General features: G+C 66.0%; 19 protein-coding genes. 5 read left to right on the top strand and 14 right to left on the bottom strand.

From position 1 onward, the window contains the following. Positions 1-1900, bottom strand: a 1900-nt coding sequence (locus tag AC07UH_RS16730) for a TonB-dependent siderophore receptor (RefSeq protein WP_495189958.1), incomplete at its 3' end; no start/stop codon positions are given. A gap of 325 nt (positions 1901-2225) precedes the next feature. Here AC07UH_RS16730 and AC07UH_RS16725 point away from each other — a divergent pair. Then, positions 2226-2696, top strand: coding sequence for an AAA family ATPase (locus AC07UH_RS16725; RefSeq protein WP_495181167.1), 471 nt, complete (start codon positions 2226-2228; stop codon positions 2694-2696). Between the two features lie 62 nt (positions 2697-2758). On the opposite strand, the gene AC07UH_RS16720 is transcribed toward AC07UH_RS16725, so the two are convergent. The 3 genes from AC07UH_RS16720 to AC07UH_RS16710 form a co-directional block, all read right to left on the bottom strand. After that, a complete protein-coding gene (locus AC07UH_RS16720; RefSeq protein ID WP_495181166.1) occupies positions 2759-3841 on the bottom strand; it encodes a S41 family peptidase in 1083 nt (360 codons plus the stop codon). Between the two features lie 255 nt (positions 3842-4096). Beyond that, complete coding sequence (locus tag AC07UH_RS16715) at positions 4097-4237, bottom strand: hypothetical protein (RefSeq protein ID WP_495181165.1); 141 nt, start codon at positions 4235-4237, stop codon at positions 4097-4099. A gap of 84 nt (positions 4238-4321) precedes the next feature. Continuing rightward, positions 4322-5086 (bottom strand): helix-turn-helix domain-containing protein, encoded by a 765-nt coding sequence (locus AC07UH_RS16710; RefSeq protein WP_495181164.1) that lies wholly within the window; start codon positions 5084-5086, stop codon positions 4322-4324. A gap of 128 nt (positions 5087-5214) precedes the next feature. Between AC07UH_RS16710 and AC07UH_RS16705 the strand changes: the two genes are divergently transcribed. Then, the gene (locus tag AC07UH_RS16705; protein ID WP_495181163.1) at positions 5215-5985 is read left to right on the top strand and encodes a glutathione S-transferase N-terminal domain-containing protein; all 771 of its coding nucleotides are present in this window, start codon (positions 5215-5217) and stop codon (positions 5983-5985) included. Between the two features lie 93 nt (positions 5986-6078). Here the strand turns inward: AC07UH_RS16705 and AC07UH_RS16700 are convergent, their stop codons facing one another. The 3 genes from AC07UH_RS16700 to AC07UH_RS16690 form a co-directional block, all read right to left on the bottom strand. Continuing rightward, positions 6079-6579, bottom strand: a complete 501-nt coding sequence (locus AC07UH_RS16700; RefSeq protein ID WP_495181162.1) for a hypothetical protein — start codon at positions 6577-6579, stop codon at positions 6079-6081. A gap of 123 nt (positions 6580-6702) precedes the next feature. After that, a complete protein-coding gene (locus AC07UH_RS16695; RefSeq protein ID WP_495181161.1) occupies positions 6703-7011 on the bottom strand; it encodes a hypothetical protein in 309 nt (102 codons plus the stop codon). A 938-nt stretch (positions 7012-7949) separates the two neighbouring features. Then, complete coding sequence (locus AC07UH_RS16690; protein ID WP_495193956.1) at positions 7950-10442, bottom strand: TonB-dependent receptor plug domain-containing protein; 2493 nt, start codon at positions 10440-10442, stop codon at positions 7950-7952. Between the two features lie 125 nt (positions 10443-10567). Between AC07UH_RS16690 and AC07UH_RS16685 the strand changes: the two genes are divergently transcribed. After that, positions 10568-11956 (top strand): APC family permease, encoded by a 1389-nt coding sequence (locus AC07UH_RS16685; protein ID WP_495181159.1) that lies wholly within the window; start codon positions 10568-10570, stop codon positions 11954-11956. A 52-nt stretch (positions 11957-12008) separates the two neighbouring features. On the opposite strand, the gene AC07UH_RS16680 is transcribed toward AC07UH_RS16685, so the two are convergent. From AC07UH_RS16680 to AC07UH_RS16650, 7 genes are all read right to left on the bottom strand, one after another. Further along, positions 12009-12920: an ABC transporter substrate-binding protein gene (locus AC07UH_RS16680; RefSeq protein ID WP_495181158.1), complete on the bottom strand. Its 912-nt coding sequence runs from the start codon at positions 12918-12920 to the stop codon at positions 12009-12011. After that, the gene (locus tag AC07UH_RS16675) at positions 12911-14614 is read right to left on the bottom strand and encodes an amino acid ABC transporter permease/ATP-binding protein (RefSeq protein WP_495181157.1); all 1704 of its coding nucleotides are present in this window, start codon (positions 14612-14614) and stop codon (positions 12911-12913) included. Before AC07UH_RS16675 ends, AC07UH_RS16680 begins: the two co-directional genes overlap by 10 nt. Next, the gene (locus AC07UH_RS16670; protein WP_495181156.1) at positions 14611-15177 is read right to left on the bottom strand and encodes a GNAT family N-acetyltransferase; all 567 of its coding nucleotides are present in this window, start codon (positions 15175-15177) and stop codon (positions 14611-14613) included. Before AC07UH_RS16670 ends, AC07UH_RS16675 begins: the two co-directional genes overlap by 4 nt. Positions 15178-15194: 17 nt before the next feature. After that, complete coding sequence (locus tag AC07UH_RS16665; RefSeq protein ID WP_495181155.1) at positions 15195-16379, bottom strand: M20 aminoacylase family protein; 1185 nt, start codon at positions 16377-16379, stop codon at positions 15195-15197. Further along, positions 16376-17725 (bottom strand): LLM class flavin-dependent oxidoreductase, encoded by a 1350-nt coding sequence (locus AC07UH_RS16660; RefSeq protein WP_495181154.1) that lies wholly within the window; start codon positions 17723-17725, stop codon positions 16376-16378. The genes AC07UH_RS16665 and AC07UH_RS16660 overlap by 4 nt, the downstream gene beginning before the upstream one ends. 26 nt (positions 17726-17751) lie before the next feature. Beyond that, positions 17752-18774, bottom strand: a complete 1023-nt coding sequence (locus tag AC07UH_RS16655) for an LLM class flavin-dependent oxidoreductase (protein ID WP_495181153.1) — start codon at positions 18772-18774, stop codon at positions 17752-17754. A 206-nt stretch (positions 18775-18980) separates the two neighbouring features. Next, entirely contained in the window at positions 18981-21368 is a 2388-nt protein-coding gene (locus AC07UH_RS16650; RefSeq protein ID WP_495181152.1) for a TonB-dependent receptor, read from the bottom strand. Between the two features lie 434 nt (positions 21369-21802). Between AC07UH_RS16650 and AC07UH_RS16645 the strand changes: the two genes are divergently transcribed. Together AC07UH_RS16645 and AC07UH_RS16640 are read left to right on the top strand one after the other, a co-directional pair. Further along, positions 21803-22798: a phage Gp37/Gp68 family protein gene (locus AC07UH_RS16645; RefSeq protein ID WP_495181151.1), complete on the top strand. Its 996-nt coding sequence runs from the start codon at positions 21803-21805 to the stop codon at positions 22796-22798. Between the two features lie 390 nt (positions 22799-23188). Next, positions 23189-23806: a DUF2335 domain-containing protein gene (locus tag AC07UH_RS16640; protein WP_495189957.1), complete on the top strand. Its 618-nt coding sequence runs from the start codon at positions 23189-23191 to the stop codon at positions 23804-23806. Positions 23807-23843: the final 37 nt, after the last annotated feature.

The raw sequence follows: 23843 nt of genomic DNA, 5'->3' as shown, positions 1-23843 counted from the left end.
CCCAACTGTCTTCTTCTCTGCCGTCGCGCTCGCGGCCACCGTCATCTTCTGGCTGTGACCAATGAGTCCTGAGCCTATGGCGGGGTATGTTCTGCAACTCCGATTCCGCCGGCATAAGCGTATCTTCGAGAACCTTGGCACGGATATAGGAGTAGGCGGCGTTCACCGACGCTCCTCGGACAGGGTGCCACTGGCCTTCCACTTCGACGCCGCGGCTGCGCTGACGACCGCTGATCCGAGAGAAATTCGGGAAATCCAGATCGCTCGTCAGGACATTCTGTCGCTCTAGGTCATAGACTGAGACCATGCCGGAGACTGTTCCCCCGGCCGGCTCGAGCTTGATGCCGCCCTCGATGTTGCGACCCCGCTCGGGGGGAGCCTGTCCGATGACGCTTGGATTGCCGTCGGCGTCGACCGCCTGGACGATCTGCGAACCGAACTGCGGTACGAACGACTTCGACCAAGTTGCGTAGGCGGTCCAATGCGGGACCATCTCATAGGTCAAGCCGACACGCGGGCTGAAGGCGGTCTGCAACTCGCCGTTCGACTTGGCCCGGTCCCATCGTCCGCTCAGCGTCGCAGTGAATCTCTCTGCCAGGTAGATGTGATCCTGCACGTAGAAGCCGAGCTGCTGATTGCGCGACGCGCCCGCATATGGAGCGGACTCCGGCCGCAACGGAGCACTGTAATCCGGCGTAACGACGTCGAGAGGGTTGTGGGATCCATCGAAGTCGCCGTCACCCTCGTGGCGCTGACGATTGCTTCGATAATCGATGCCGCCGAGCACGTCATGACGGATCGTTCCGGTCGCGAACTTGAACGTCGCCCGATTGTCGATAGCGAAATCCTTGTCGGTGCTGCGGTAAGGACCATAATAATAGCGGCCGAGGGTGCGACCCTGCTGAACGCCGTCAACGACATTGTCATCGATGACACCGCCGACGAACATCCAGCGATCCCAATAGGTCGCGCGACGGGTATACCGCATGATCTGGCTGAAACCGAGTGTATCGCTGAACCGGTGCGAGAAGATCGTGCTGATCGACTTGCGGTCCTGGTTATAGTCCGCCTGCTGGCTGGCGGCGTTGTTGATCGAAAAGTTGATCGGTGTCCGGCCGTAGGCGCTCGGCAGGACCGTGCCCCATGCGCTGAGCGGCGAGAACGGATTGTCCCGATCACGCTGATAGTTGCCCAGGAGCGTGAGGCTGGTCTGCGGACCGATCTGCCAAGCCAGGGACGGCGCGACGTAGAAGCGGTTCTGTCCAGAGTTGCGGACGAAGCTGCCGACATCGCGGTAGACGGCATTGAGGCGAGCCGACACCGTGCCGTCGTCGGTCAATGGAGCGTTGAGGTCCACGGCACCTTCCGCCAGGCCGTAGGAGCCGGTCGAGACGGAAAGATCGGCGAACGCTTCCGCCTGCGGCCTCTTGCTGACGAGATTGACGATGCCGCCAAGCGGAGCGGAACCGAACAGTGCGGAGGCCGGCCCCTTCACCACCTCGACCTGTTGCAGACCGGCCAGCTCGTAATTTGTCCCGACGCCCGCCTCGCTAAGCACGCCGTCGAGATAGACGCTGCCATAGGCCGCATCGTAGCCGCGGATCGTATAGGCATCGAAGAAGCCGTAGGTGCTGCTGCGTGATATGCCGGCTACCGTGCGCAAGGCGTCTGCCAGTCGCGTCGTGCCCCGTTCCAGCAAGGTGTCGGCCGTCACGACGGATATCGCCTGCGGCGTCTCGATCAGTGGAACGTCCGTCTTGGACGCATTGGCCGGCCGGTCAACAATGGCGGTCACCACGATGTCGTCGCGGTCTTGGTCGGTGTCACGCTGCTGCGCGTTCGCCCCTTGCGATAATAGAACAACCGCCAACGCCGTTCCTGCCGAAAAAACCAAACGCATCATAAGCCCCCAATCTCTGACTGGCGCTAATAGGAACGACTCGCATTAGCAAGTAGGTTTTAAAGCGGGTTGGCGTAGCCGTACAAGGGTGACGCTTGGTGGCGTTCACTTCACCAATAGCGAGTGGTTGGTGTCCTGACCGTCCGGTTGTGACACCAACCCCTTGCTCCATTATTCATCAATGGTTGCGCAACCAGATCGTTCGAACCGCCGAGTAGGTGGCGACGCCGAGTGGGTGACGACATAGCTTAGTCGGAACGCACGTCGCTGGTCTCGCATTCGATCGTTGAGTGCGAATTGACTGACGTGCCGCTATGCTGGTCCGATGGCCGTCCCGACAGTGATTAACCCGGACGATTTCCTTGAAACGCCAGAAGGTCGGCTTTGGACGGTGGAGCGCAACGAAGAAGCATGGCGGCTGTCCTATGCGGCCTTGGAGCGCGCGCTGGAGCTCGCGCCGGCATCAACGCGGGTGGTGGTGGTCTGCGGCATCCAAGGAGCCGGCAAATCGACGTGGATTTCTTCGCAGCCCGCATCGCCGTCTACGATCTACTTCGATGCGGCGCTTCCCGGTGTTCGACATAGGGCGAAGGTTATCAGCATCGCCCAACGGCTAGGATCATCCGTCGAAGCGGTATGGATCGACACACCGCTTGATGTGGCGCTCGAACGCAACGCAGCCCGGAGCCTTGACAAGGTCGTACCAACCCCGGCGATTGTCGCCGTCGCCCAGCAGTTTGAGGAACCCACAACAGCAGAGGGTTTTGATCGTGTTGCCGTATTCGATGGCGGCTGATGCCCCTGCCTTCCCGTTCGGGATGGTGTTCTGGGGAGGCGGGAACCTCCTCGAAGCCGTGCCTAGCTTGGCTTGCGAGAGGCACCAGAAGCTTCGCGGGCGATGGCGAACAAGGCACGCTCGCCCCGTGCCCGGTCACTTTCGCCCTCAGTCGGCAGCACGGGCAGATCGGGCGAGATGCCGGCTTCCTCGTTCGTATCATCAGCGCGGAGTCTCATGCAGTTCGGCACCCGGAAGCGGAGCCGCGAGTGGTGGAGAACGATCGGTTCGCCTTCCGTCATGAAACCGCACCCGTCGCCACCCATCCGTTCGCCGACAAGTCTGGCGATCCGGTTGTCCTGCATCACGGCTGCGAACATCTCGGCCGACGAATATGACCGCTTGTCGGCAAGAACGTAGGTCGGCCCGGTCCAGATGCCATAAAGCGACTGGACCGCCGACGCGGAAGACAGCACGGTTGCCGCATTGCTATCGCCGAAGGCATCGCGGGGCAGACCGGCGGAGTAGCCCCCGGCATAACCGGCGGCGAGCAGCCGGTTGCAGTTCGACGGCGACCAGGCCCGCTGTCCGCTCCAGACCCAGGACAAGTCGCAGTGATGCTGCCCGATCTCGACCATCTGCCGGGAGAAGAACGAGCGCGCTTCGATCAGCGCGGTCCTGGCGTCGCGCGACCGGGTGGCGGCCAGCACCTCGTCGATGTCCGCGATCTCGTCGGCGAAGTAGCGCGCGGCAACGGGCGCATCCGCCATCAACAGGCGAGCGGATCGCACTGGCCGGTCAGTGAGAATACGCGGTGTCCAATCCCCACTATCGTCCCCTCCGCTGTTGTTGCCGATATCGATGACGAGGGCATTGGCGCCAGCCTGGCGCAGCGTCTCGATCCCATCGGCCATGTCCTTGAACCAGCGTATTCGCGCCGCTTCGCGCATCGTATCGGGCGTGATGGCTTTGCCGGCCTTCCGCAGGTCCGCCCAGGCATGAAGGCAGGTGGCGGGAAAGGCGCGGGCGCGGAAGTTTTGAATGCGGAGAACGCCCATCGCCACGCCCGATCGCGTGACGATGCCGGTCCGGAACGTCGAGCCGAGCCCGTCCGACACCAGCTTGAAGCCGGGCAGGGCCTCCAGCGGAAGCGAGAAGGCGACCATGCCGGTCGAGGCATATCCCAACGCCGCGCACCCCGTCACCGGCTCGGTCGGATCAAGCGGGGGCTTGTTTGGCTCGACAGGATGCGTCGTCGCCGCAGCGAGATATGGCAGCTCGGACAGATGCCCGTCGTGGAAACCGGCGACAAAGGCACGGATTGCGTCTGCCGCCTGGATGTCGTCGCTCGCGGACGCCAGCGCGGTGGCCGTTTTTCGCTCGAGCGCGGGCAGGTCGACGCCGCCGATGCCGGACGCCTTTCACGCGAGATTAGCATAGCGGTTCAGCAGCTCGCCTTTGAGCTGCGCATAATCCTGTTGCCATGCTCCCCGATCGAACGGGGCGGCAACGGGTGTGGTGGTGGCCAGCAAGCTCAAGGCGATCAGCAGAGGCAAGCGCATTGTGGGTCCATTGATGTCGCAGAAGACGCCTCACAATAGCCCGAGCCGGGCGGCCTGGCTTGGACGGGAGTTGCGATCGGGACGTTACGCGCGCCGACGGTACTCGGAAGGAGAGCAGCCCAGCACTGTGCGGAAGGAACGAGCGAGGTGTGCCTGGTCGCAAAAGCCGCAGCTTGCTGCGATGGCCGCAATCGGCAACGTCGTAGTGCTGATGATGCCGGCGGCCTTCCTCACGCGCATCTCGCGCTGATAGGCACCCGGCGTGCAGCCATGCTCGCGCCGAAAAGCACGGGTGAGGGTCGCCGGGTGGCAATCAACGTGTCGGGCCAAAGCAGCGATCGACAGCGGTTCAGCCTCCGTCGCGTCGATCAGCGCCCGCGCGCGACGCACGATCGTGGCGGCCGGTACGGACGCTCCTGCGAGGCCGCGCCCCAGCTCAGCCGATGCCTGCCAGATCAGGCCCTCGATCGCGCCTCGTGAGAAGATATCGGCGGCGCGCCGCTCGGCATCGATGCGCGCCGCCAGTCGCCAGATGGCACTCGATCGGACCGCCGGTGCCGTCTGGAACGGTGTCGTGTCGGTCAGATAATCCAGCAGGTCGCCGGCAGGAGTGACGATGATCTTGCACGCGCCGCGTGGGCCGAACTGCTGTGCGTGCGGCAGACCGGCCGGACAGACGGGCGCGCTTCCCCGTGCTTCCATGCCGGCCCTTCCGCCGATCGTTTCTTCGTACCCGCCGCCAAGAACGATCGTCAGACTTGGCTGCGAGTGGCTGTGCGGCATGATCGTGCTGCCGGCATCGTAAATCCGGTAGACATGGCTGATCGCCGCAATCGCCTGTTCGTCCATGTCACCAGCGTACAAGCTTCGTCACGCCGGTAACATGGCGACTTTCCCGATTGGGAACGGCCAGCGAGACGCCGCAGGCTTTTCCATTGGGATGGTGAAACGGGAATCTTGCAGCGTAATCCATTGCAATGAAAACCCGTTCGATGATTGATGCACCTGTAACAGCAAGCATGGGCAGTCGCCTGCTCCTCCTTACGTTACCACCATCTCACTATTGCGAACGAGCGCGCTGGGCCCTCGACCGGCAGGCGATTGCCTATGGTGAGGAGCGGCTGGCACCCGGCGCTCACATGCTTCGCGTCAAACGCCTCGGCGCAGCATCTACCTCGCTTCCCTTGCTCGTGCTCAGCGACGGTTCGCTATGCCAAGGAAGCGACCGAATTCTAGCTTGGTCGGGATTGCCTGGAGCGGACCGAGCGATCGAACGGCGGCTAGAGCAGGTGACCGGACCGTTGATACGACAGTGCCTCTACGCTGGCCTGTTAGCCGATCCGAAATCGGGTATTCGGGACGTGCTGCTGCGCGACACGAGCACGCTGCAAGCAAGAATCGGGCGTCTGACGTGGCCGCTGCTTCGTCCGATTATGGCTTCGGGTGTGAATGCGCGGCTGCATCTCCTGCCCGACCTGATCGCGCAAGTGGATCGCGAACTCGAATGGTTCGGCCTGTTACTCTCCGGACGCGGCGACCATCTGGTTGGCGGGAAGTTTGGCCGCGCCGACCTGACCGCTGCTAGCCTGTTCGCGCCGGTCGCGTTGCCGCAGCTCGAACCCGTAAAAAGCCTTTCCGCAGGCATTTGTTGGCCGGATTCGCTCGCACCAGTTATTGCGAGGTGGTCGGATCAGCCGACGCTCAAATGGGTGCGCCATATATATGAGACGTTTCGCCAGCCGCTATAGAGTATGACGGACAGCTAGGTATCGCATTTGCCTTTAGGAACAGCGTGCGAGATGGTCGAGGCATTCCCATAAGGATGGTGTTTAAGGAATGGACTATTTGGTATCTGGTATCGTTACGCGCATTGGGGTCGACCAGGCGTAGGTGACTTTATATGGCTTACCCCAGCAGCGTTCGAGGCCTTCGAACACGTTCATATTAACTGGCCTTCTGACCGACACCGGTTTTCCGTCAGGGCCTTCCATAGTAAACTTTGCCGGGCGAGGCAGCGCCGCAAGCTTGACCTTTACAGCATCGAACGCTCGGCGATCACTCCTGAGGAAGGCGATCGTGCCGTCCACATACAGGTTCCAGCCCATACCTTTGTCTTCTTTCACGGGCTTGTACGACTGCCGAAACAGCGAAGTGGCTGCGGCAGTTTGACCAAGGTCGGCACGTAGCTGCCCCTCGTGCCACACCAGTACATGACCTTTCGCTTTATGCGCGACACGCCAGTCGCGGATCAGGTCGGCAGCTTCGGCTTCGCAGCCATCATATTCCAGCTTACGCCATCCGCCTGTCATACCTTGATCGAAGGCATCTTGATCCAGCGCCATTAGCGCCGTCCGGTCGTATTGACACCCTCGGGCGGTCACGGAAACCTGCGCGAGTAAAGCGTATATCATCGTCATCACACGACAGGGTTTCATATCGTCTGGCGCAGACCAAGATGTGCGTTCCTACGGCGACCAATTTGCGCGAGGAGCGGTCAGAGATACGGCGGAGAATTTCCGATCGGGAAGTTGGGTTTGAAGATCACCTGCGCCAGTCGCTAGATTGCGTTGACATTCAGGATTCAGGAATGGGTTAAGTTGTAATTCGAGCTGCTGGCTGTTTGAAGGTCGGCATGGATGGATCGTGGTGAACTGAGCCCGCTCGGCACCGTCGAGCGTGGTGAGGAAACCCGGCCAGCGCAGCGGCAGCGGCACCGGCTGGTTGACATCGAACGCGACATGGCCGTCGTTGAAGCCAGCGATATAGGCGCGCATCGCCCACAGATAGGCAGGATAGTCGCGTGCGTTCGCCGCCCGGCGCAGCGCCAGTGCGAGCCCGGCATCATTGCGCTCGGTGAAACGGGGTCGAGGCGATTGACCGGGCCCGGATGGTTCGCCGCTATCGCGTCGTGGAAGGCGATCGCATCGGCCCGCAGCGTTGCCGACCAGTCGCGGGGCGGCTCAGCTGCGGCGGCTAGCAACGGAATGGTGAGTGCGATCAAGCTCTTGTGCATGGTCATGTCCTCAGTAGCCCTCCGGCGTCGCGTCGAGCATCGCGGCGGGCGTCGACCCGGCCTTGCTGTTCGAGGCGGTGGCGGGCGGGCCGCTCGACTATGGCTATCTCCACGCCAAGGGCAAGGCGATGCCGGCGGGCGACTTCGCGCCGAGCTTCTCGGTCTAGAATGGCGCCAAGGATGCGCAGCTCGTTAACGATGCGGCGGCGGCGGCCGGGCATGGCGATGCGGATATCGCCGCCTTGTTCTTGACGTGACGCGCGTCGAGACGCGCTTCGACAGCCTGCCGGTCGGTCGCCTGAGCAAGCCGATGGACAACGCGCTCCGGAAAAAACGCTGCGCTGATCGATAATCCATAAGGTTAATCGGAAGATGATACCTGCAGCAGGTTCCGCGCGATGCGCCAGACCACGTCCAAATGACCGGGCAGCAAGATCACACCCCTGCATGGGCGTGCGGCACACAGGCGCAAGATGAACGCGACCGTTTGCCTATAGGGCAGGATCCGGACTCCCGTCGGTGTGAAGCCGGCTTGCAGGATTTATGCGCGTGCCTCTCGGCGACTGCCCTTGCGGCGGGCTTGCCGTTGACTGACGGGATCGCAACGAGGTTCGCCAGCAGATGGGCGGCACGGTCGGGCGCTTCATCCGGCGCAATCTGGGCCGCGACCAGTGATCGCCGCGACGAGGCTCGGGAGGATCATAAGGCCACCCGCGCGCGCGTATAAAGGAAGCGGCCGTTGATCCCGATCGGCGACAAGGGGTCGTACGCCAGATTGCCCGCGCCGTTGAAATCGTCGATCGACCGATCGGGATAGCGGTCGAGCAGGTTGTTTCCCCCGACGCTCACGGTCAGTCCACGGCGCACGGCCAGCGACAGCTCGGCATCGAGCGACCATGCCGCCCCGAACCGTTGCCGCGGCGTGAAGCCGCCGCCGAAATCGAAGACGTGATCGACCGATCCATAGCGGACGCCGCGCACGAGACCGGAGACCGCCCCACGGGCCGCATCCGCCGACAGGATGATCTTGTCGCGCGGTGGGGCGGTCTCCAGCGTATTGGTCTCCTCCAGCCCGATCAGCCCGCCGCCAATGCCGTTGGCGGCGAGTTGCGCCGGCGGCGCCGTGACGCGACGGATCGTATTCCTGGCATAGCTATAGGCTGCGGCCAGTCCGATCGTGATGCCCCCGTAGGTGCGGCGATAGTCCGCGACCGCATCGATCCCGCGCGTCTTCAGGTCGACCGCGTTGGTGAAGAAATTGATCGCATCATAGGTGGCGAGGCCGAGCGCGCTGCGCCGCGACGGCGTCACGGCGGACAGATCGAAGCGTTCCGACAGTGTGATGCGATCGTCGATCAGGATCTGGAAGACATCGACCGACAGCCGCAGTCCCGGCACCGGCGTGGTGGTGATCCCGCCCGACAGGTTGACGCTGCGCTCGGGTCGCAGGTCGCGCGCGCCCAGTCCGCGCGCCGCCGGACTGTCCACCGGCAGCGTCGAGACGCGGCGCAGCTGCCCGCCCTCGCCAAAACTGAGCGAGGTGGCAGACGTGCCGAGCTGTGCGAGGCCCGGCGCGCGAAAGCTGTTCGACACCGATCCGCGCACCGCGAGGCCGGGTGCGATCGCCCAGCGCACGGCGGCCTTCCCCGCCACCGCGGTGCCCGCATCCGAATAATGTTCGATCCGTCCCGCCACATCCGCCAGCACGCCCGGCAGCAGGTCGGCGGAGGCTTCGGCATAGCCGGCCACGACGTCGCGCCCCAGCGAGCGGGCATCGTCCGGAGTCAACCCCGGACCGGCCTGGGCCCCCGGCTGCAATCCCAGTGACGCCGGATCCGCGAGCGGTCCGACCGCATAGGAGGCGGCATCCCCGGGGCGGGAGCGCCAGCGCTCATGCCGATATTCCAAGCCCGCCGCCAGCGTGACGGGCGAGGTCAGCCCGAGGTCATAGTCCCGCGACACGTCGAGATTGCCGACGAGCTGATCCGAGCGGGTTCGGGACAGCAGGAAGGCGGTCGGGCTGGCGGCACCGAGCGAATAATTGAGCGAGTCGCGCAGCCGATAGCGGATCCAGTTGCCGCCATAGGTGACGCTGCCATCGACCTTCCACCCGCCAAGTATGCCGCGCACGCCAGCGGTGACCGAAAGGTCGCCGTTGCGGACGAGGCTTTGCGGGCGGAACCCGTTGCCCGGCTGGCCGGGCGCGACATAATCGTCGCCCTTGCCGTCGACGATGACCGGCCAGCGGAAGAAATTGGCGCCGGCCGCTTCGCGCAGATGCAGGATGCCGAAGCTGTAGAGCGTCGCGCCGTCGTCGCCCGCGCTTTCGGCATTGAACCACAGATGGCCGCTGTCGACCCGCGGATCGCCGACCTTGAACAGCCGCCGCCCGAGAAATGCGTCGTTGCGCGGATCGGCATAGCTGCCGTTCGATAGATATTGGCCGCCGCGATCATAGCCGGCGCGGTTGGTGCCTTGCTGCCGGCCATAATCGCCGCCGAGGGTAAGAAAGCCGGTCTTGCCGAGCCGCGTGCCGGCCTTCAGGTCGATGACGGCGGTGCGCCCGTCGTGCAGTGTCCGGTCGAGCGCATCGGGCCGGGTGACGTTTCCGCCATATGTGATGCCGGCGGCGGCGCCATGGTCGAGCCGGTCGAGACCGATATCGACGACGCCGGCGATCGCATCCGAGCCATATTGCGCGCCCGCCCCGTCGCGCAGCACGTCGAGCCTCGCGACGCCGCCGACGGGTAGCGTGTTGAAATCCACCGGCGCCGTGCCGCGGCCGATCTTGGCGTCGAGCGCCGTCGTCGCGGTGGGATGATAGCGTTTGCCGTTGACCAGAACGAGGACCTGGTCGGGCGAAAGACCACGCAACTGCGCCGCGCGCACGGTGTCGCCGACGCCCGAATTCGACTGGCGCGGGAAGTTGAACGCGGGCAGCAACGTGGCGAGCGATTGGGCGAGTTCGCCGTTCGCGCCGGCCTGACGGATCGCGTCGCCGCGGATCACATCGATCGGAACCGGGCTGTCGGTGGTGCCGCGTCCCGCGGCGCGCGTGCCGATGACGGTGATATCCGCCCGGGCAGCCTCGCCGTCGTCATCGGGGTGCGCTTCCTGCGCCCGTGCGCTGCCGCCGGCGACCAGCCATATGGCCGCGACCCCGACGAGCAGCCGCTGCCGCATCATCCTCATCATGTCCCCCATCGTCGTCTTGGCAATCCGATATCCCATTTGACTGGTCGGAATTGGCAAGGATTGATAACGGACCCGTAACAAAAACTTCCCGGCCCTTCGGCTGGGGCTGAACGGGGACGTACATGACGGGATCTGCGTCTTTTTTGCCGACCGGCGCCGAGCGCGACATGCCGCTGCGCCGGTTGATCGGCCCCTGGCAAGCGTCGTCAGTGGTGATGGGCATGGTCGTCGGCGCCGGTATCTTCCGCTCGGCGTCGTTCGTCGGCAGCGCACTGGGATCCGCGTTCGCCGTCTATGCTGCCTGGACGATCGGCGGCATCGTCGCGCTGATCGGGGCGCTGTGTTACGCCGAACTGAGTTCGGCCTTTCCGCATCCCGGTGGCGATTATCGCTTCCTCAAGGAGGCCTATGGCGACACCATCGCGTTCCTGTTCGCTTGGTCGCGCTTTGCGGTGATCTTCACCGCCTCGGCCGCGATGCTCGCCTTCGTCGGGACCGATTATCTCGGCGAGATGATCCCGATGGACGGCACTGCGCGCGCGATCCTCGCGGGCACCCTCGTCGTTGCGCTCAGCGCGATCAACCTGCGTGGGTTACGGACGAGTGCGCGCAGCGAAGTGGTGTTCGTCCTGCTCGACGTCGTCGCGCTGCTCGCGGTCGGCGGCGCCGCATTGTGGCTGACGTTGCAGGGCGGCGTGGAGCATCATCCGGTTTCCGGCTCGTATCGCACACCCGATTTCGGCGTGGCGATGGTCTATGTCATGCTGGCTTATGGCGGCTTCAACGACGCCGCGACGCTCTCGGCCGAGGTGCGACGGCCGCGCGACATGACCCGCGCGCTGATCGGCGGGATGAGCGCGGTCACCGCACTCTACCTCGTCGCCAACTGGGCCTATCTGCAGGTCTTGGGCGTCGCCGGTCTCGCGACCAGCGACGCGCCTGCCGCCGCGGTGATGCTCGCCATATCCGGGCGCACGGGCGAAACGATCATGGTCGCCGCGGTCGGACTGGCGACGATGGCGGTGCTCAACGCGCTGCTCATCGTCGGGGGGCGCACGCTTTATGCCGCGGCCGCCGACACGCCCGGGCTGGAACGGCTCGCCGGCTGGGACCTGTCGCGTGGCGTGCCGCGCGCGGCGATCCTGCTCCAGACCGTCATCACGCTGCTGCTGATCGTGTGGGGTGCCCTGACGCCGACCGGCTTTGCGACGATGGTCGACTATATGTCGCCGGTCTATTGGCTGTTCCTGACGCTCAGCGCGCTCGCCGTGCCGATCCTGCGCCGCAAGCGCCCGGCGGTGGTGCGGCCGTATCGCATGCCGTTCGCGCTGCTGCTGTCGGCGATCTTCGCCGGGGTCGCGCTCTACATCCTTCAGGCGAGCGTCGTCCATGTCGGTCCGATCGGCGCGCTGACCAGCTTCGGTACGATCGTCATCGGTCTGTTCGCACGGTGGATCCTGCACCGCTACGCCTCGGGCCGCGACGCTCGCGAGGGCGCCTGCGTCCACTGACGAACGCCGTCTGGGGCGCCGGACGGCTCCAGGCGAGTCGCGATCCTGTCGTTCAGCTCTTCGGCAGCCCGGGCGGGTTCGTCTGCGACCGGTCGATCGCTTCCGCTTCGAGGCCCCAACGTTTGAGCAGGCGCGCGTAGGTGCCGTTGGCGATCTGCGCGTTGAGCGCCGCGGTGATCGGCTCGGCGAGCCCGGATCCCTTGCGCGTGGCCACCGCGACCTGCGCGGCCAGCGGCCAGCCGCCCGAGAAGCTGCCGACCTTGCGCGTCTTGCCGTCGCGCGCCGCCCAGGCGGAGGTGGAGTTCGGGTCGAACGACACGTCGACGCGGCCAGACAGCAACGCCAGCCGCATGATCCCGGTGTCGTCATAATATTGCGGTTTCGCAGGCTTCAGCCCGGCGGCGATATTCTGCGCGTTCCAGCGATCGAGGATCTGCGACTGGTTGGTGCTCGCGCCCACCGCGACCGACAGGCCGGCGATGTCCCGCGGCGCGCCGACCGCCTTCACCGGCCCGTCGCTACGCGTGTAGATGCCGAGCAGGTCGTTGCGATAGGTCGAGAAATCGAACTTCGCCTTGCGCTCCTCGGTCACCGTCACGTTCGACAGCACCGCGTCATATTTGCCCGATTCCAGCCCGAGCGGCCAATCCGCCCAGGCGACCGGGACGACATGCAGTTCCAATCCGAGGCTGTCGGCGATCAGTCGCGCGGTGTCGGGCTCGGTGCCGATCACCGTGGTGCCGTCGGCGGCGAAATCGGCGAGCGGCAATTGCCCGACCGTCATCGCGATGGTCAGCGTCCCCGATTCGGCGAGACGCAGCGGCTTGGGCAGCCGCGTGATCGCCGCGTCGACCTTCTTCGCGCGGATCGGCGGTGCGTCCTGCGGCCCTGCCGCGTCGGGCGGCGGCTTGCAGCCCGGCGAGACGAGCGTCAGCGCAAGGATCGTGGTGAGGATCAGCCGCATTCAGAGGACCTTTGAGAGGAATTCGGCGGTCCGAGGATCTGCTCGGGCCGACCGGTCTCGACGATGCGGCCGGCGTCCATGAACACGATCGTATCGGCGACCTCGCGTGCGAACCCGATCTCGTGCGTGACGATGATCAGCGTCGTGCCCGATCGCGCCAGCTCCTTGATGACGTCGAGCACCTCGCCGACCAGTTCGGGGTCGAGCGCGGAGGTCGGCTCGTCGAACAGCAGCACCTTGGGCTTTAGCGCCAGCGCGCGCGCGATCGCGACGCGTTGCTGCTGGCCGCCCGAGAGGTGGCGCGGATAGGCGTCCGCCTTCTCGGACAGGCCAACGCGCGCGAGCCATTCGCGCGCCTCCACCTCGACCTCGGCACGCGGGCGGCCGCGCGCGCTGACCGGGGCCTCGATCACATTCTCCAGCACGGTAAGATGCGGAAACAGGTTGAAGCCCTGGAACACCATGCCGACGTCGACACGGCGGCGCAGAATCTCGGGCTCCTTGAGCTCGAACAGCAGCTCGCCCTGCTGGCGGTAGCCAATCAGCGCGCCGTCGACCGCGATGAACCCCTCGTCGACGCGTTCGAGATGGTTGATCGTTCGCAGCAGCGTCGACTTGCCCGAACCCGAGCGGCCGAGGATGACGGTGACGCTGCCCGATGGCGCGGTGAACGACACGTCGTCGAGCACGCGCAACGCGCCGAAGCTCTTGGCGACGCGCTCTACCACCACCGTGCCGCCGCGCACGAACGGCAGCGGCACCCGCGGCGTTGCCGCCTGCGGGCGGGCGGGCGAGGGTGAGGACACGCGCGCTGTCGTGCCGGCGGCCCCGCGCGCGAACCGCCGCTCGATCCGCCGCTGCACCACCGACAGCGCGGTGAGGATGATGAGATACCAGACCGTTGCCACCATCAGCAGCGGCACGACGTCGAGGTTGCGCCGGTAGATGACCTGCACCGTGTAGAACAATTCGGGCAGCGCGAGGATGTAGACGACCGACGTCCCCTTCGCGAGATTGATGATCTCGTTGAACGCGGGCGGCAGGATGCTGCGCATCGCCTGCGGCAGCACGATGCCGAAGATCTGACGGCGGCGCGGCAGGCCGAGCGCGGCGGCGGCCTCGCGCTGGCCATGATCGACCGACAGGATGCCGCCGCGGATGATCTCCGACGAAAAGGCCGCCTGGTTGAGCGTCAGCCCGATCACCGCGGCGCTGAACGGGCTGATCAGCGCGGTCGTCGACCAGGACGCGAAGGTGATCCCGGTCAGCGGGACGCCGAGGCCGATCGTCGCATAGAGATAGCCGAGATTGTTGAGCAACAGCAGCAACACGATCAGCGGGATCGAGCGGAACAGCCAGATATAGCCCCACGCCACGCCGGCGAGCAGCGGCGATCCCGACACGCGCGCCAGTGCCAGCGTGGTGCCGAGCAGCGACCCGAACAGCGTGCCGAGCACCGTCAGCAGCAGCGTCCGCCCCAGCCCGGCGATCACCGGTTCCGACAGAAACCATTGCGCGAACACCGGCCAGCCCCAGCGCGGATTGCCGAGGATCGACGCGGCGATCGACGCGATCAGGATCACCGCGATGACCGTTCCTGCAGTCCGCGCCGGATAGCGCGCCGGGACGATGCGCAGATGGTCGTAGCGGCCGGTCGCGGCGTGGTGATCGGACGGCAGCACGGCGGCGGTCATGCGTCGCGCACCGTCTTCGCCAGCGCCTTTTCGAAGGGCAGCTTGAACAGCGCGGCGAGATCGGCCTGCGGATCGTAGAGCGGCGTATAGCCGAGCCGGTGGTAGAGCGCCGCGGCCTCGGGCTGGCGGAAGCCGGTGGTGAGGAAGACGCGCGTATAGCCCAGCCGTGCCGCCTCCGCCTCCAGCGCGGCGACGATGCGGATCGCCAGCCCCTGCCGGCGATGGAGGTCCGCGGTCCAGATCCGCTTGAGTTCGGCGGTGAGCGGATCGGCGTGGCGCATGAAGCCGCCGCCCGCGATGGGCTCGCCGTCGCGCAGGAGGAGCAGGAAGGCGCCGTGCGGCGGCTCGAACGCCTCCGCCGGATAGCGGTGATAGACCTCCTGTTCGGCGGCACCGGCATGATCGGGCAGGTCGCCGTAACGACGGTCGTATTCGCCGAGCAAGCCTTCGAGCAGCGGGCGGGCGAGCGGATCGCGCGGCGACGATGGGACGATCCGGTCCTGTTCAAATCCCGGCGGGGCGGCGGCGGCGCCGGCATGCAACGTGGCAGGGGCGGTGGACATCGGACGATCCTCCGGACTCAGGACAGATAGGTCTCGGCGAGCCGCGCCCAGAAGGCGGCGGCGGGCGCGATGACGGCATCGTTGAAGCGGTAGCGCGGGCTGTGCAGCGGCGCGCCGTCGCCGGTGCCGACGAATAGGAAACTGCCCGGCCGCGCCTGCAGCATGAAGGCGAAATCCTCGCTCGCGGTGCGCGGCGCGAGGTCGGCGATCAGCCCCTCCGCGCCGAACAATCCGGTCGCGACATCGCGCGCGAAGGCGGTTTCGGCGGGATGGTTGATGACGCTGGGGAAACCGGCGCGCTGCTCGATCTCGGCGGTCGCGCCGAAGCCGGCGAGCACCTGCCGCGCGAGCTCGGGAATGCGCGTCTGCAACGCGTCGCGCACCTCGGGGCGGAAGGTGCGGACGGTCAGCTTGAGATCGACGTGATCAGGGATGACGTTGGCCGCGTCGCCGCCGTGGATCGAGCCGACCGTCACCACGGCGGTGTCGAGCGGCGCGACGTTGCGCGACACGATCGTCTGCAAGGCGGTGATCAGATGCGCGGCGGCGACGACCGGGTCGACCGTCTCGTGCGGTGCGGCGCCATGGCCGCCCTTGCCGACGACGCGGATGCCGATCCAGTCGACCGAGGCCATCGCCGGCCCGTCGACGAACCCCAGCTTGCCCGCGGGCAGGCCCGGCCAATTGTGCAGGCCGTAGACCGCGTCGCAGGGAAACCGCTCGAACAGACCGTCGGCGATCATCCGCTTCGCGCCCTGGCCGATCTCCTCGGCGGGCTGGAAGATCAGGTGCAGCGTACCCGAGAATGTGCCCTGTTCGGCGAGATAGCGCGCCGCGGTGAGCAGGATCGTCGTATGGCCGTCATGGCCGCAGGCGTGCATCCGGCCCGGTGCCTCGCTGGCGAACTCGAGCCCGCTCGCCTCCTCGATCGGCAGCGCGTCCATATCCGCGCGGATGCCGAGCGACCGGGTCCCGTCGCCGCGCGTGAGCGTTCCGACCAGCCCGGTGCCGCCGACCCCGGTGGTGACCGCATAGCCCCAGCCGCGCAGCAGCTCGGCGACGCGGCCGCCGGTGCGATGTTCGTCCCACGCCAGTTCGGGATGGCGGTGGAAATCGTGTCGCAGCGCGATCGATTCGTCGATGAACGTCTCGATCGCGGCATGGACGGGCGCGACGTTGCGGCGGAGCATCGTATCGGTCATGCGCTGCGCCGCGTATCGGTGGCATCCGTCGCCGGCGCGGCATGGCGGCTCTCGCGATAGGGCAGGCCGAGATGGTCGCGCAGCGTCGTGCCGTGCAGCATCCGGTCGTAGCGTCCGCGCGCTTCGAGTGCCGGCAGCACATGCGTCACGAAATCGTCGAGCCCTTCGGCGGCAACGGGAAAGCCGAGGATGAAGCCGTCCGCCGCGCCGGTATCGACCCAGCGGATGATCTCGTCGGCGACCTTTTCGCCGCTGCCGAGGAAATGCGGTCGCGGTGTCGCCGAGCCGAGCGCGACCTCGCGCAGCGTTAGATTGAGCGCGCGCGCCTCCGCCTTGATCCGGTCGGTGGTCGAGCGGAAGCTGTTCGCGCCGATGTCGCCCAGATCGGGGAAGGGGGCGTCGAGCGGATAGGCGCTGAAATCATGGTGGTCGAAGAACCGGCCGAGATAGTCGAGTGCATCCTCGACCGTCAGCAGGTTGCGGATCGTCTCGAATTTCGCCTCCGCCGCCGCGTCCGTCGCGCCGGTGACGACGGCGATGCCGGGGAAGATCTTGACGTGATCCGCGGATCGGCCATGCACCACCGCGCTCGCCCGGACCTGCGCGCGGAAGCGCGTCGCCTCGTCGTGCGTCGCCGGACCGGTGAATACCGCATCGGCGAACTTGCCGGCGAGCCCGATCCCCGCCTCGGACGATCCCGCCTGAAAAATGACCGGCTGCCCCTGCGGCGACCGGCCGATGTTGAGCGGCCCCTCGACCGCAAAGAACCGCCCCTTGTGGTCGAGCCGGCGGAAGCGCGCCTTGTCGACATAGGTGTCGCTCGTCCGGTCGCGCGGGAAGGCGTCGTCGTCCCACGAATCCCACAGCCCCTGCGCGACGGTGAGATATTCGTCGGCGATCTCGTAGCGCAGCGCGTGATCGGGATGCGCGCGCCCGTAATTGCGTCCCGACCCCTCGAGCGGCGAGGTGACGACGTTCCAGCCGGCGCGGCCACCGCTGATGAGGTCGAGCGAGGCGAATTGCCGCGCGACGGTGAATGGATCGCTGTACGAGGTCGATACGGTGCCGGCGAGGCCGATCCGGCTGGTCGCGGTTGCCAATGCGGACAGGATGGTCAGCGGCTCGAACCGGTTGAGAAAGTGGGGAATCGACTTTTCGTTGATGTAGAGTCCGTCGGCGACGAAGGCGAAGGCGATGCCGTTCGCCTCGGCCTTCAGCGTCTGCCCGGTGAGGAAGGGCAGGTTGATACTGGCGTCGGCCGGATTGCTCGGGTGCTTCCAGGCATGCATGTGGCCGCCGGGACCGTGCAGCATGAGGCCGAAGGGGATCGAAGACCGGCTGCTCATCGCATTCGCTCCTGGCGTGAAGGGGGTCAGGCCGCGCGCGTTTCGAAGGCGCGGGCGGGGGACAGGGTCAGCGGCGCGAGCCGCTCGATCGAATCGAGCCGCTGCGCGAACCCGGCGACCGGCGTGTCGATGACGAATTCGTCGACGCCGAACGCGGCGTGCAACCGGTCGAGCTCGGCGCGGATCTGCGCTCCGGTGCCCGACAGCACGTTCGGCACGATCTCCTCGGTCGTATAATCGGCGACGCCCGCCTGCCGCGCGAACTCGGCGGCGGCATCGAGGTTGGGCAGGTTGACCGTCTGCCCATCGGCGAGCCGCACGCGATAGAGGCGCAGCGGGCCGACATGGCGCCGTGCAATCGCTTCGGTCTCGGCCGCGAAGGCGACGAGCGCGAGCAGCGGCGACCGGCCCGTCGCGGAGCGATAGACGGCGAAGGCGCGGCCCATTCGTTCGGCATCGCCGTCGAAATGCCCCGCATAGCAGAAGTCCCAGCCGAGCTCGCCGGCGAGCGCCGCACTCTCGACGCTGGCGCCGAGCAGGATGCGGCTCGCCGGCGCCTCCGGGCGCGGCGCGGCGATCGCGCCGGCATAGGGATGGTCGTCGGGCAGTGCGCCGGTGACGAACGCATCGAGGTCGCGCAGCTTCGCCGCGAAATCCTGCGCCGCCGCACCCTGCTGGTTGGCGCGGAGCGCCCGCGTCGCGTTTGGCAGGCCGCCCGGCGCCTTGCCGATCCCCAGATCGACCCGCCCCGGCGCAAGCGCGGCGAGCAGGTTGAACGTCTCGGCGACCTTGTACGGCGGATAATGTTGCAGCATCACGCCGCCCGAGCCGACCCGGATCCGCCGCGTGCGCGCGAGCACGAAGGCCGCGAGCGTCTCGGGCGCCGAGCTGCCCAGCGTCGCCATGCCGTGATGTTCGGCGAACCAATAGCGATGATAGCCGAGCTGGTCCGCGCGCACCGCAAGCTTGACGGTGCCGTCGAGCGCATCGGGCGCGGCGACCCCCTCGGGGATCAGGGCCTTGTCGAGGATGCTCAGGCGATAGGCCATGGTGGTCGCATATCCTCCGCATTGTTCGCCGCGACATCGGCGGTCTCCACCACTAATTCCTATGGTATCGATAGGATATTAAGATCCGCCTGTACCGGCTAAAGTCCAGCTTGGCCGATCGTCCGCCGCAGCACCTCGTCCGAGGCGCGCGACCTGAAAGCCAGTGACGGCAGTCCATCGCCTCACGCTTTCGCGCGGTCCGGCGGTCATAATCCCACCGACAACGTCGCCTGCACCGTCCGCGGGCTGAGCGGCCGGAACAGTCCGTCGCCCGTCACCGCCGGCGAGATGAACGACAAGGCGTCCTTGTCGAACAGATTGTCGACGTTCAGCCGCAGGCGGATGGTGCGGACCGGCCCGATGCTGATGCCGTCGCCGATATCGACATAGGCGGACACGACGGTGAAGCCGGGCACCTGCGATCCGGGCGCGTTGACGAAGGTCGACTGGCGCCGGCTGGTATATTTGGCGGAGAGGTTCGCCACCAGCCAGCTCGCCGGTTCCACCGTCAGCCCGCCCGACACGATCCAGCGCGCACTGTCGGGGATCGTCTTGCCGGCGGTCGCGAAAGCGGTCGGGCTGGCCGCGATATCGTCGAGGAAGGTGGCGTTGTTCCAGGTGACGTTGAGGTTGGCGTAGGCAAGACCGCCGGTCCATGCCGGCCGGTAATTGCCCAGCAGCTCGACGCCATAGGCGCGCGTCCGTCCGACATTCTGGTAGAAGGTCTCGGTGACGGTGGTGGTGCCGGGCAGGATGGCGGCGATCGCCTGGATGCGATTGTCGAAGCGCGTGTAATAGCCGGTCAGCGATGCGAAGAGTTCGCGCTGGTTGGTGCGGATGCCCAGCTCCGCGTTGCGCGACCGTTCGGGCGCGGGCGCCGCCACCACCGCCGCCGAGCTGTTGAGCGCGACCGCAAAGATATCGTCCATGCCCTTGGGCAGCGCGAGATTCTCTGAATATGAGGCGAAGATCTGGCTGTGGTCGTCGGGCAGCCGCAGCAACAGGCCGGCGGTCGGCAGGAAGGCGTCGCGATAATGCGCGCGATTGTAGTGCGGGCCCCAGCCGGGTCGCACCGTGTCCGCCACGACGCGCGCATAATCGTTGAAGTCGCGATAGCCGCGCTGCTGATAGTCGAGATCCAGCCCCTTGATGCCGAGGTCGAGGCTGACCGCGGGCGAGAGGGCGATCCGGTCGCGCAGGAAGACCTGCGTCGTCTCGCGTCGCGACCGATAGTCGCGCCGGCGATACACCACCTCGCCGTAATTGGCGGCGCTGGCCGGCGATCCGTCGGTCGTGTTGTAGCGCAGCTGCGTGCGGTGATAGCGATCGCTTTCCGCCCAGATGCCCAGATCGATCGCGTGCGCGCCGAGATCGGCATGCAGCGCTTCGACGATGCCGTAGCGGTCGCCGCCGACTCCCGAATAGCCGAATTGCGTGCCGCGCGGTGCCACCACGGCCTGACCCAGCGCGGCCTGCTGGTGATAGCGCGTCAGGCTGTTGGCATAACTGTCGGGCGATACGCCATAGCCGGATTTGTCTTCCCGATAGACCGTCGTCTCCAGCTGCACGCCATCGGCGATGCCGGCATGCGCCGTGCCGCCGTAGAGCCGGTCATGGCGGACGTTGATCGCGAGATGCGAATTGTAGGTATGATTGGCGTTCGAATAGCGCGGTCCCCCGGTGACCGGCGCATACTCCGGCACGCTGCCGATATAGCCCCGGTCGCGGCCGGTCTTGCCACCGAGATCGGGAGTCGCCGACAGATAGTCGGTACGCGACAGGGTGGGCGAGTCATAGTCGAAGAAGTCGTTGCTGACGAACTTCAGCCGTGCCCAGCTGTCGCCGCCCAGCTCGATCTGCGCCGCCGCCTCCCAATGTCCGCGGTCGACGCTGCCCGCGCCGCGCCACAGATCGCTGTCGAGCTTGGTCCGGCTGACGAACGCCGCGACCGGCCCGATCCGGCCGCTGCTCAGCCGCACGAAGGTGCGTTTGAGCCCATAGTCGCCGAACGTCTGCGCGGAGAAGGCCCCCGCCTCGTCCTGCGGCGCGATCGAGCGATAGGACACGATCGGGCCGAGCGACGCATAGCTCGGCGCGGTGACGCCGCCGGCGCCGGGCGACGCCTCCACGACCGCGAGATTCTCATTGTCGACATAGCGGAACACCGGGCTGCCGCCGAACGCGTCGCTGCGCCCGGTGGGAATGCCGTCCACGACGAAACCGATCTGGTCGAGGTTGAAGGCGCGCACCTGCACGCTGTTGCCGAACTCGTAGAGGCCGAGCGCACCGTCGGTCTGCACGTTGAAGCCCGGCAGCGCCTCCAGCATCTTCAGTCCCGAGATCCCCGAGGGTGCCGAAAGCAGCGCGTCGCGGGTCACCGCGACGGTGCTGGTCGTCCGATCCTCGCCGATCGCCTGCGTCGCCTGCGAGATGCGCCGGCCGCTGACGACGATCTCGCCGCCTTCCTGCGGCTGGTCCGTATCGACCTGTCCCGTCCCAGGCCGCCCGGTCTGCGCCGTCGCCAGGCCCGGCACCAGCACCATGATCGGCATCAGTGCGATGCAGGCGCGTCGCCGCGCACGTGAAGCACTCATCTCGTTCCCCCCTTCGATGGCTTGATGCCCGGGCGTATCGCCCTCGGCACGCCGCCATCGTGTCGATCCGTCGACCGGGAGCAACAAACTTATACTGTATTGATGGGAATTAGACTCGCGGCGATGGCGGTCGTCCGACATCACGCAAGCGAGCGACGTCCGACCAGCTGTCCGGTGCACTGCCGAGGCAGCGAAATGGGGAGGGGGTTGAACCGACGCCGACCCCGCATTGGGGGAAATGGCTCCCTGAGTAGGATTCGAACCTACGGCCGCTCGATTAACAGTCGAGCGGAAAGCCTTATTTTACAACGTGCGTTATGACATTTTCCCGCTCTGTTCACGGTAGGTATTCTGCGGCGTTGCCGCGTTTGTCATAACGTGAAGGACGGACGAAATGACGATTCGAAAGACGACTGATCAACGGGGAGGCGCCCGTGGCTGAGAACAGCGCGATCGAGTGGACCGATCACACCTTCAATCCATGGGAGGGCTGCCAGAAGGTCGGGCCGGGCTGCGACCATTGCTACGCCGAGACGCGGAACGCGCGCTTTGGCGGCGGGGTGGCGGGCAATTGGGGACCGAGCGCGCCGCGCCGCCGGACGAGCGTCAGCAACTGGCGGAAGCCGCTGCGGTGGCAGGCAGACGCCGCGGCGTTCCGCACCTCACATGGTCGGCGGCAACGGGTGTTCTGTGCCAGCCTTGCCGACGTGTTCGACAATGCCGTCGACCCGGCGTGGCGCGCCGACCTGTTCGAACTGATCCGGGCAACGCCAGACCTAGACTGGCTCCTCCTCACCAAGCGGATCGGCAACGTCGACAAGCTGATCGCCGGCGCGCGCCTGCCGGAGAACGTCTGGCTGGGCGCCACGGTGGTCAACCAGGCCGAGGCCGAGCGGGATATCCCCAAGCTGGCAGCGATCGCCGCCGACGTCCGTTTCCTCTCGATCGAGCCTTTGCTCGGTCCGATCGATCTGGGCGAGCATCTGCTCTACGAGCCGTGCGTCAATTCCCTTGACGGTCTGATGATGGACCCGAGCACCGGGGCGTACGAATGCTGCTCGCGGTGCGATTGGACCGGCATCGGCGATGAGCTGGCCATCCATTGGGTGATCGTCGGGGGAGAGAGTGGGGCAGGGGCCCGGCCGATGCATCCCGACTGGGCGCGCGGGCTGCGCGATCAGTGCGCCGACGCCGGAGTACCGTTTCTTTTCAAGCAGTGGGGCGAACATGCGCTCAGCTATGATCGCGACCGCGATGATCCAGACTGGCGGCAGTGCGGTGATCAGGAACGCAAATCCGCGGGGCAGTGGCTCAACCTGGCGGGCGGGACTGGCTTCCATGGCGATCGCGTCCACTATGCCGCGCGGGTCGGAAAGAAAGCCGCCGGCCGTCTCCTCGACGGCGTCCAGCACGATGGGGTGCCGGCATGAAGCTCGGCTATCTTGCACGCGTCTTGGGCGCCGGCAACCGCCGGTCTACGCCCCCTGTGGCGGTTAGCCCGTCGTGGCGAGTCGGAAGTTACTTCCGTCATGCTGTCAGCCCCGACAGCCCGATGCCGCCGGGTCGTTAACGTCATAGCGCGTTAACCGGCACCACCCTATCTGTGTATCACTGCTGTGATAGTCATTTCGCGTGGGGCGAATTGACAGGACCGTACGTTAGCAGCAGGTAGCACTAGCGATCATATGGTCGCGCTTAGGATGGTGAGAACATGAAATTCCGGTCCAGCCACACCGGCAAATTCATTCTCGACGGGGCCTCACGCATTGTCTCCGGCCCCAGCATGGAGAAGACGAGAAGCAAGATCGAAGCCGGCTCGCTTGCCTCTGACTGGCGAGCAGTTGGCGGGGATCTTCGCCGATCGATGGCCAGCAAGGCGGAACGTCTCGTTGGGTGATGAGCCCGCTAAGGCCGGTGTGACGCCCCCGATCAACGCAGAAGCGGATGAGGGGGCGTCGAAACCCAGTGATCTGACACCGGATAAGACCGAACAAACAATTGAGCGCGTCGAGGCCATCCTCGAGCCGTTGCGCCCGGTTGAGCGCCAAGAGGTTATTGAGCAGGTTATGTTTCACCAGGGGCCGTTGCCTCCGGCGGAACTCTTGCGGCAATATGAGGCCGTTGTGCCGGGCCTGGCGCGGGAGATAGCCGATGGCGCCGCCGACGAGCGGCGCTTCCGGCACAAAATGACACAAAAAACGGGCACGCATGAATTCGTGCTCAACTTGGCTGGGCTGGGCGCAACGCTCATCGCGCTAATGATGATGCTCGGGATCGTGGCATACATGGTGAGCGTTGGCGAAGCCAAGGCCGGCTCTGCTCTTGGACTGGGGATTATTGTTAGCGTGGTGATCGCGCTTACCAACTATCGAAAGTCCGAAGCAACGAGATCAGCTGCCTCAAAAAACAAACCGGCTGAGAATTCCGACGAGGGGTAGCCGTCGCCGGTGTAACCGCGGCTTGCGCGAATCACCG

The organism is Sphingomonas sp. GW821-FHT04B01 (assembly GCF_059420425.1).
This window is presented reverse-complemented; position numbering and strand designations above follow the sequence as displayed.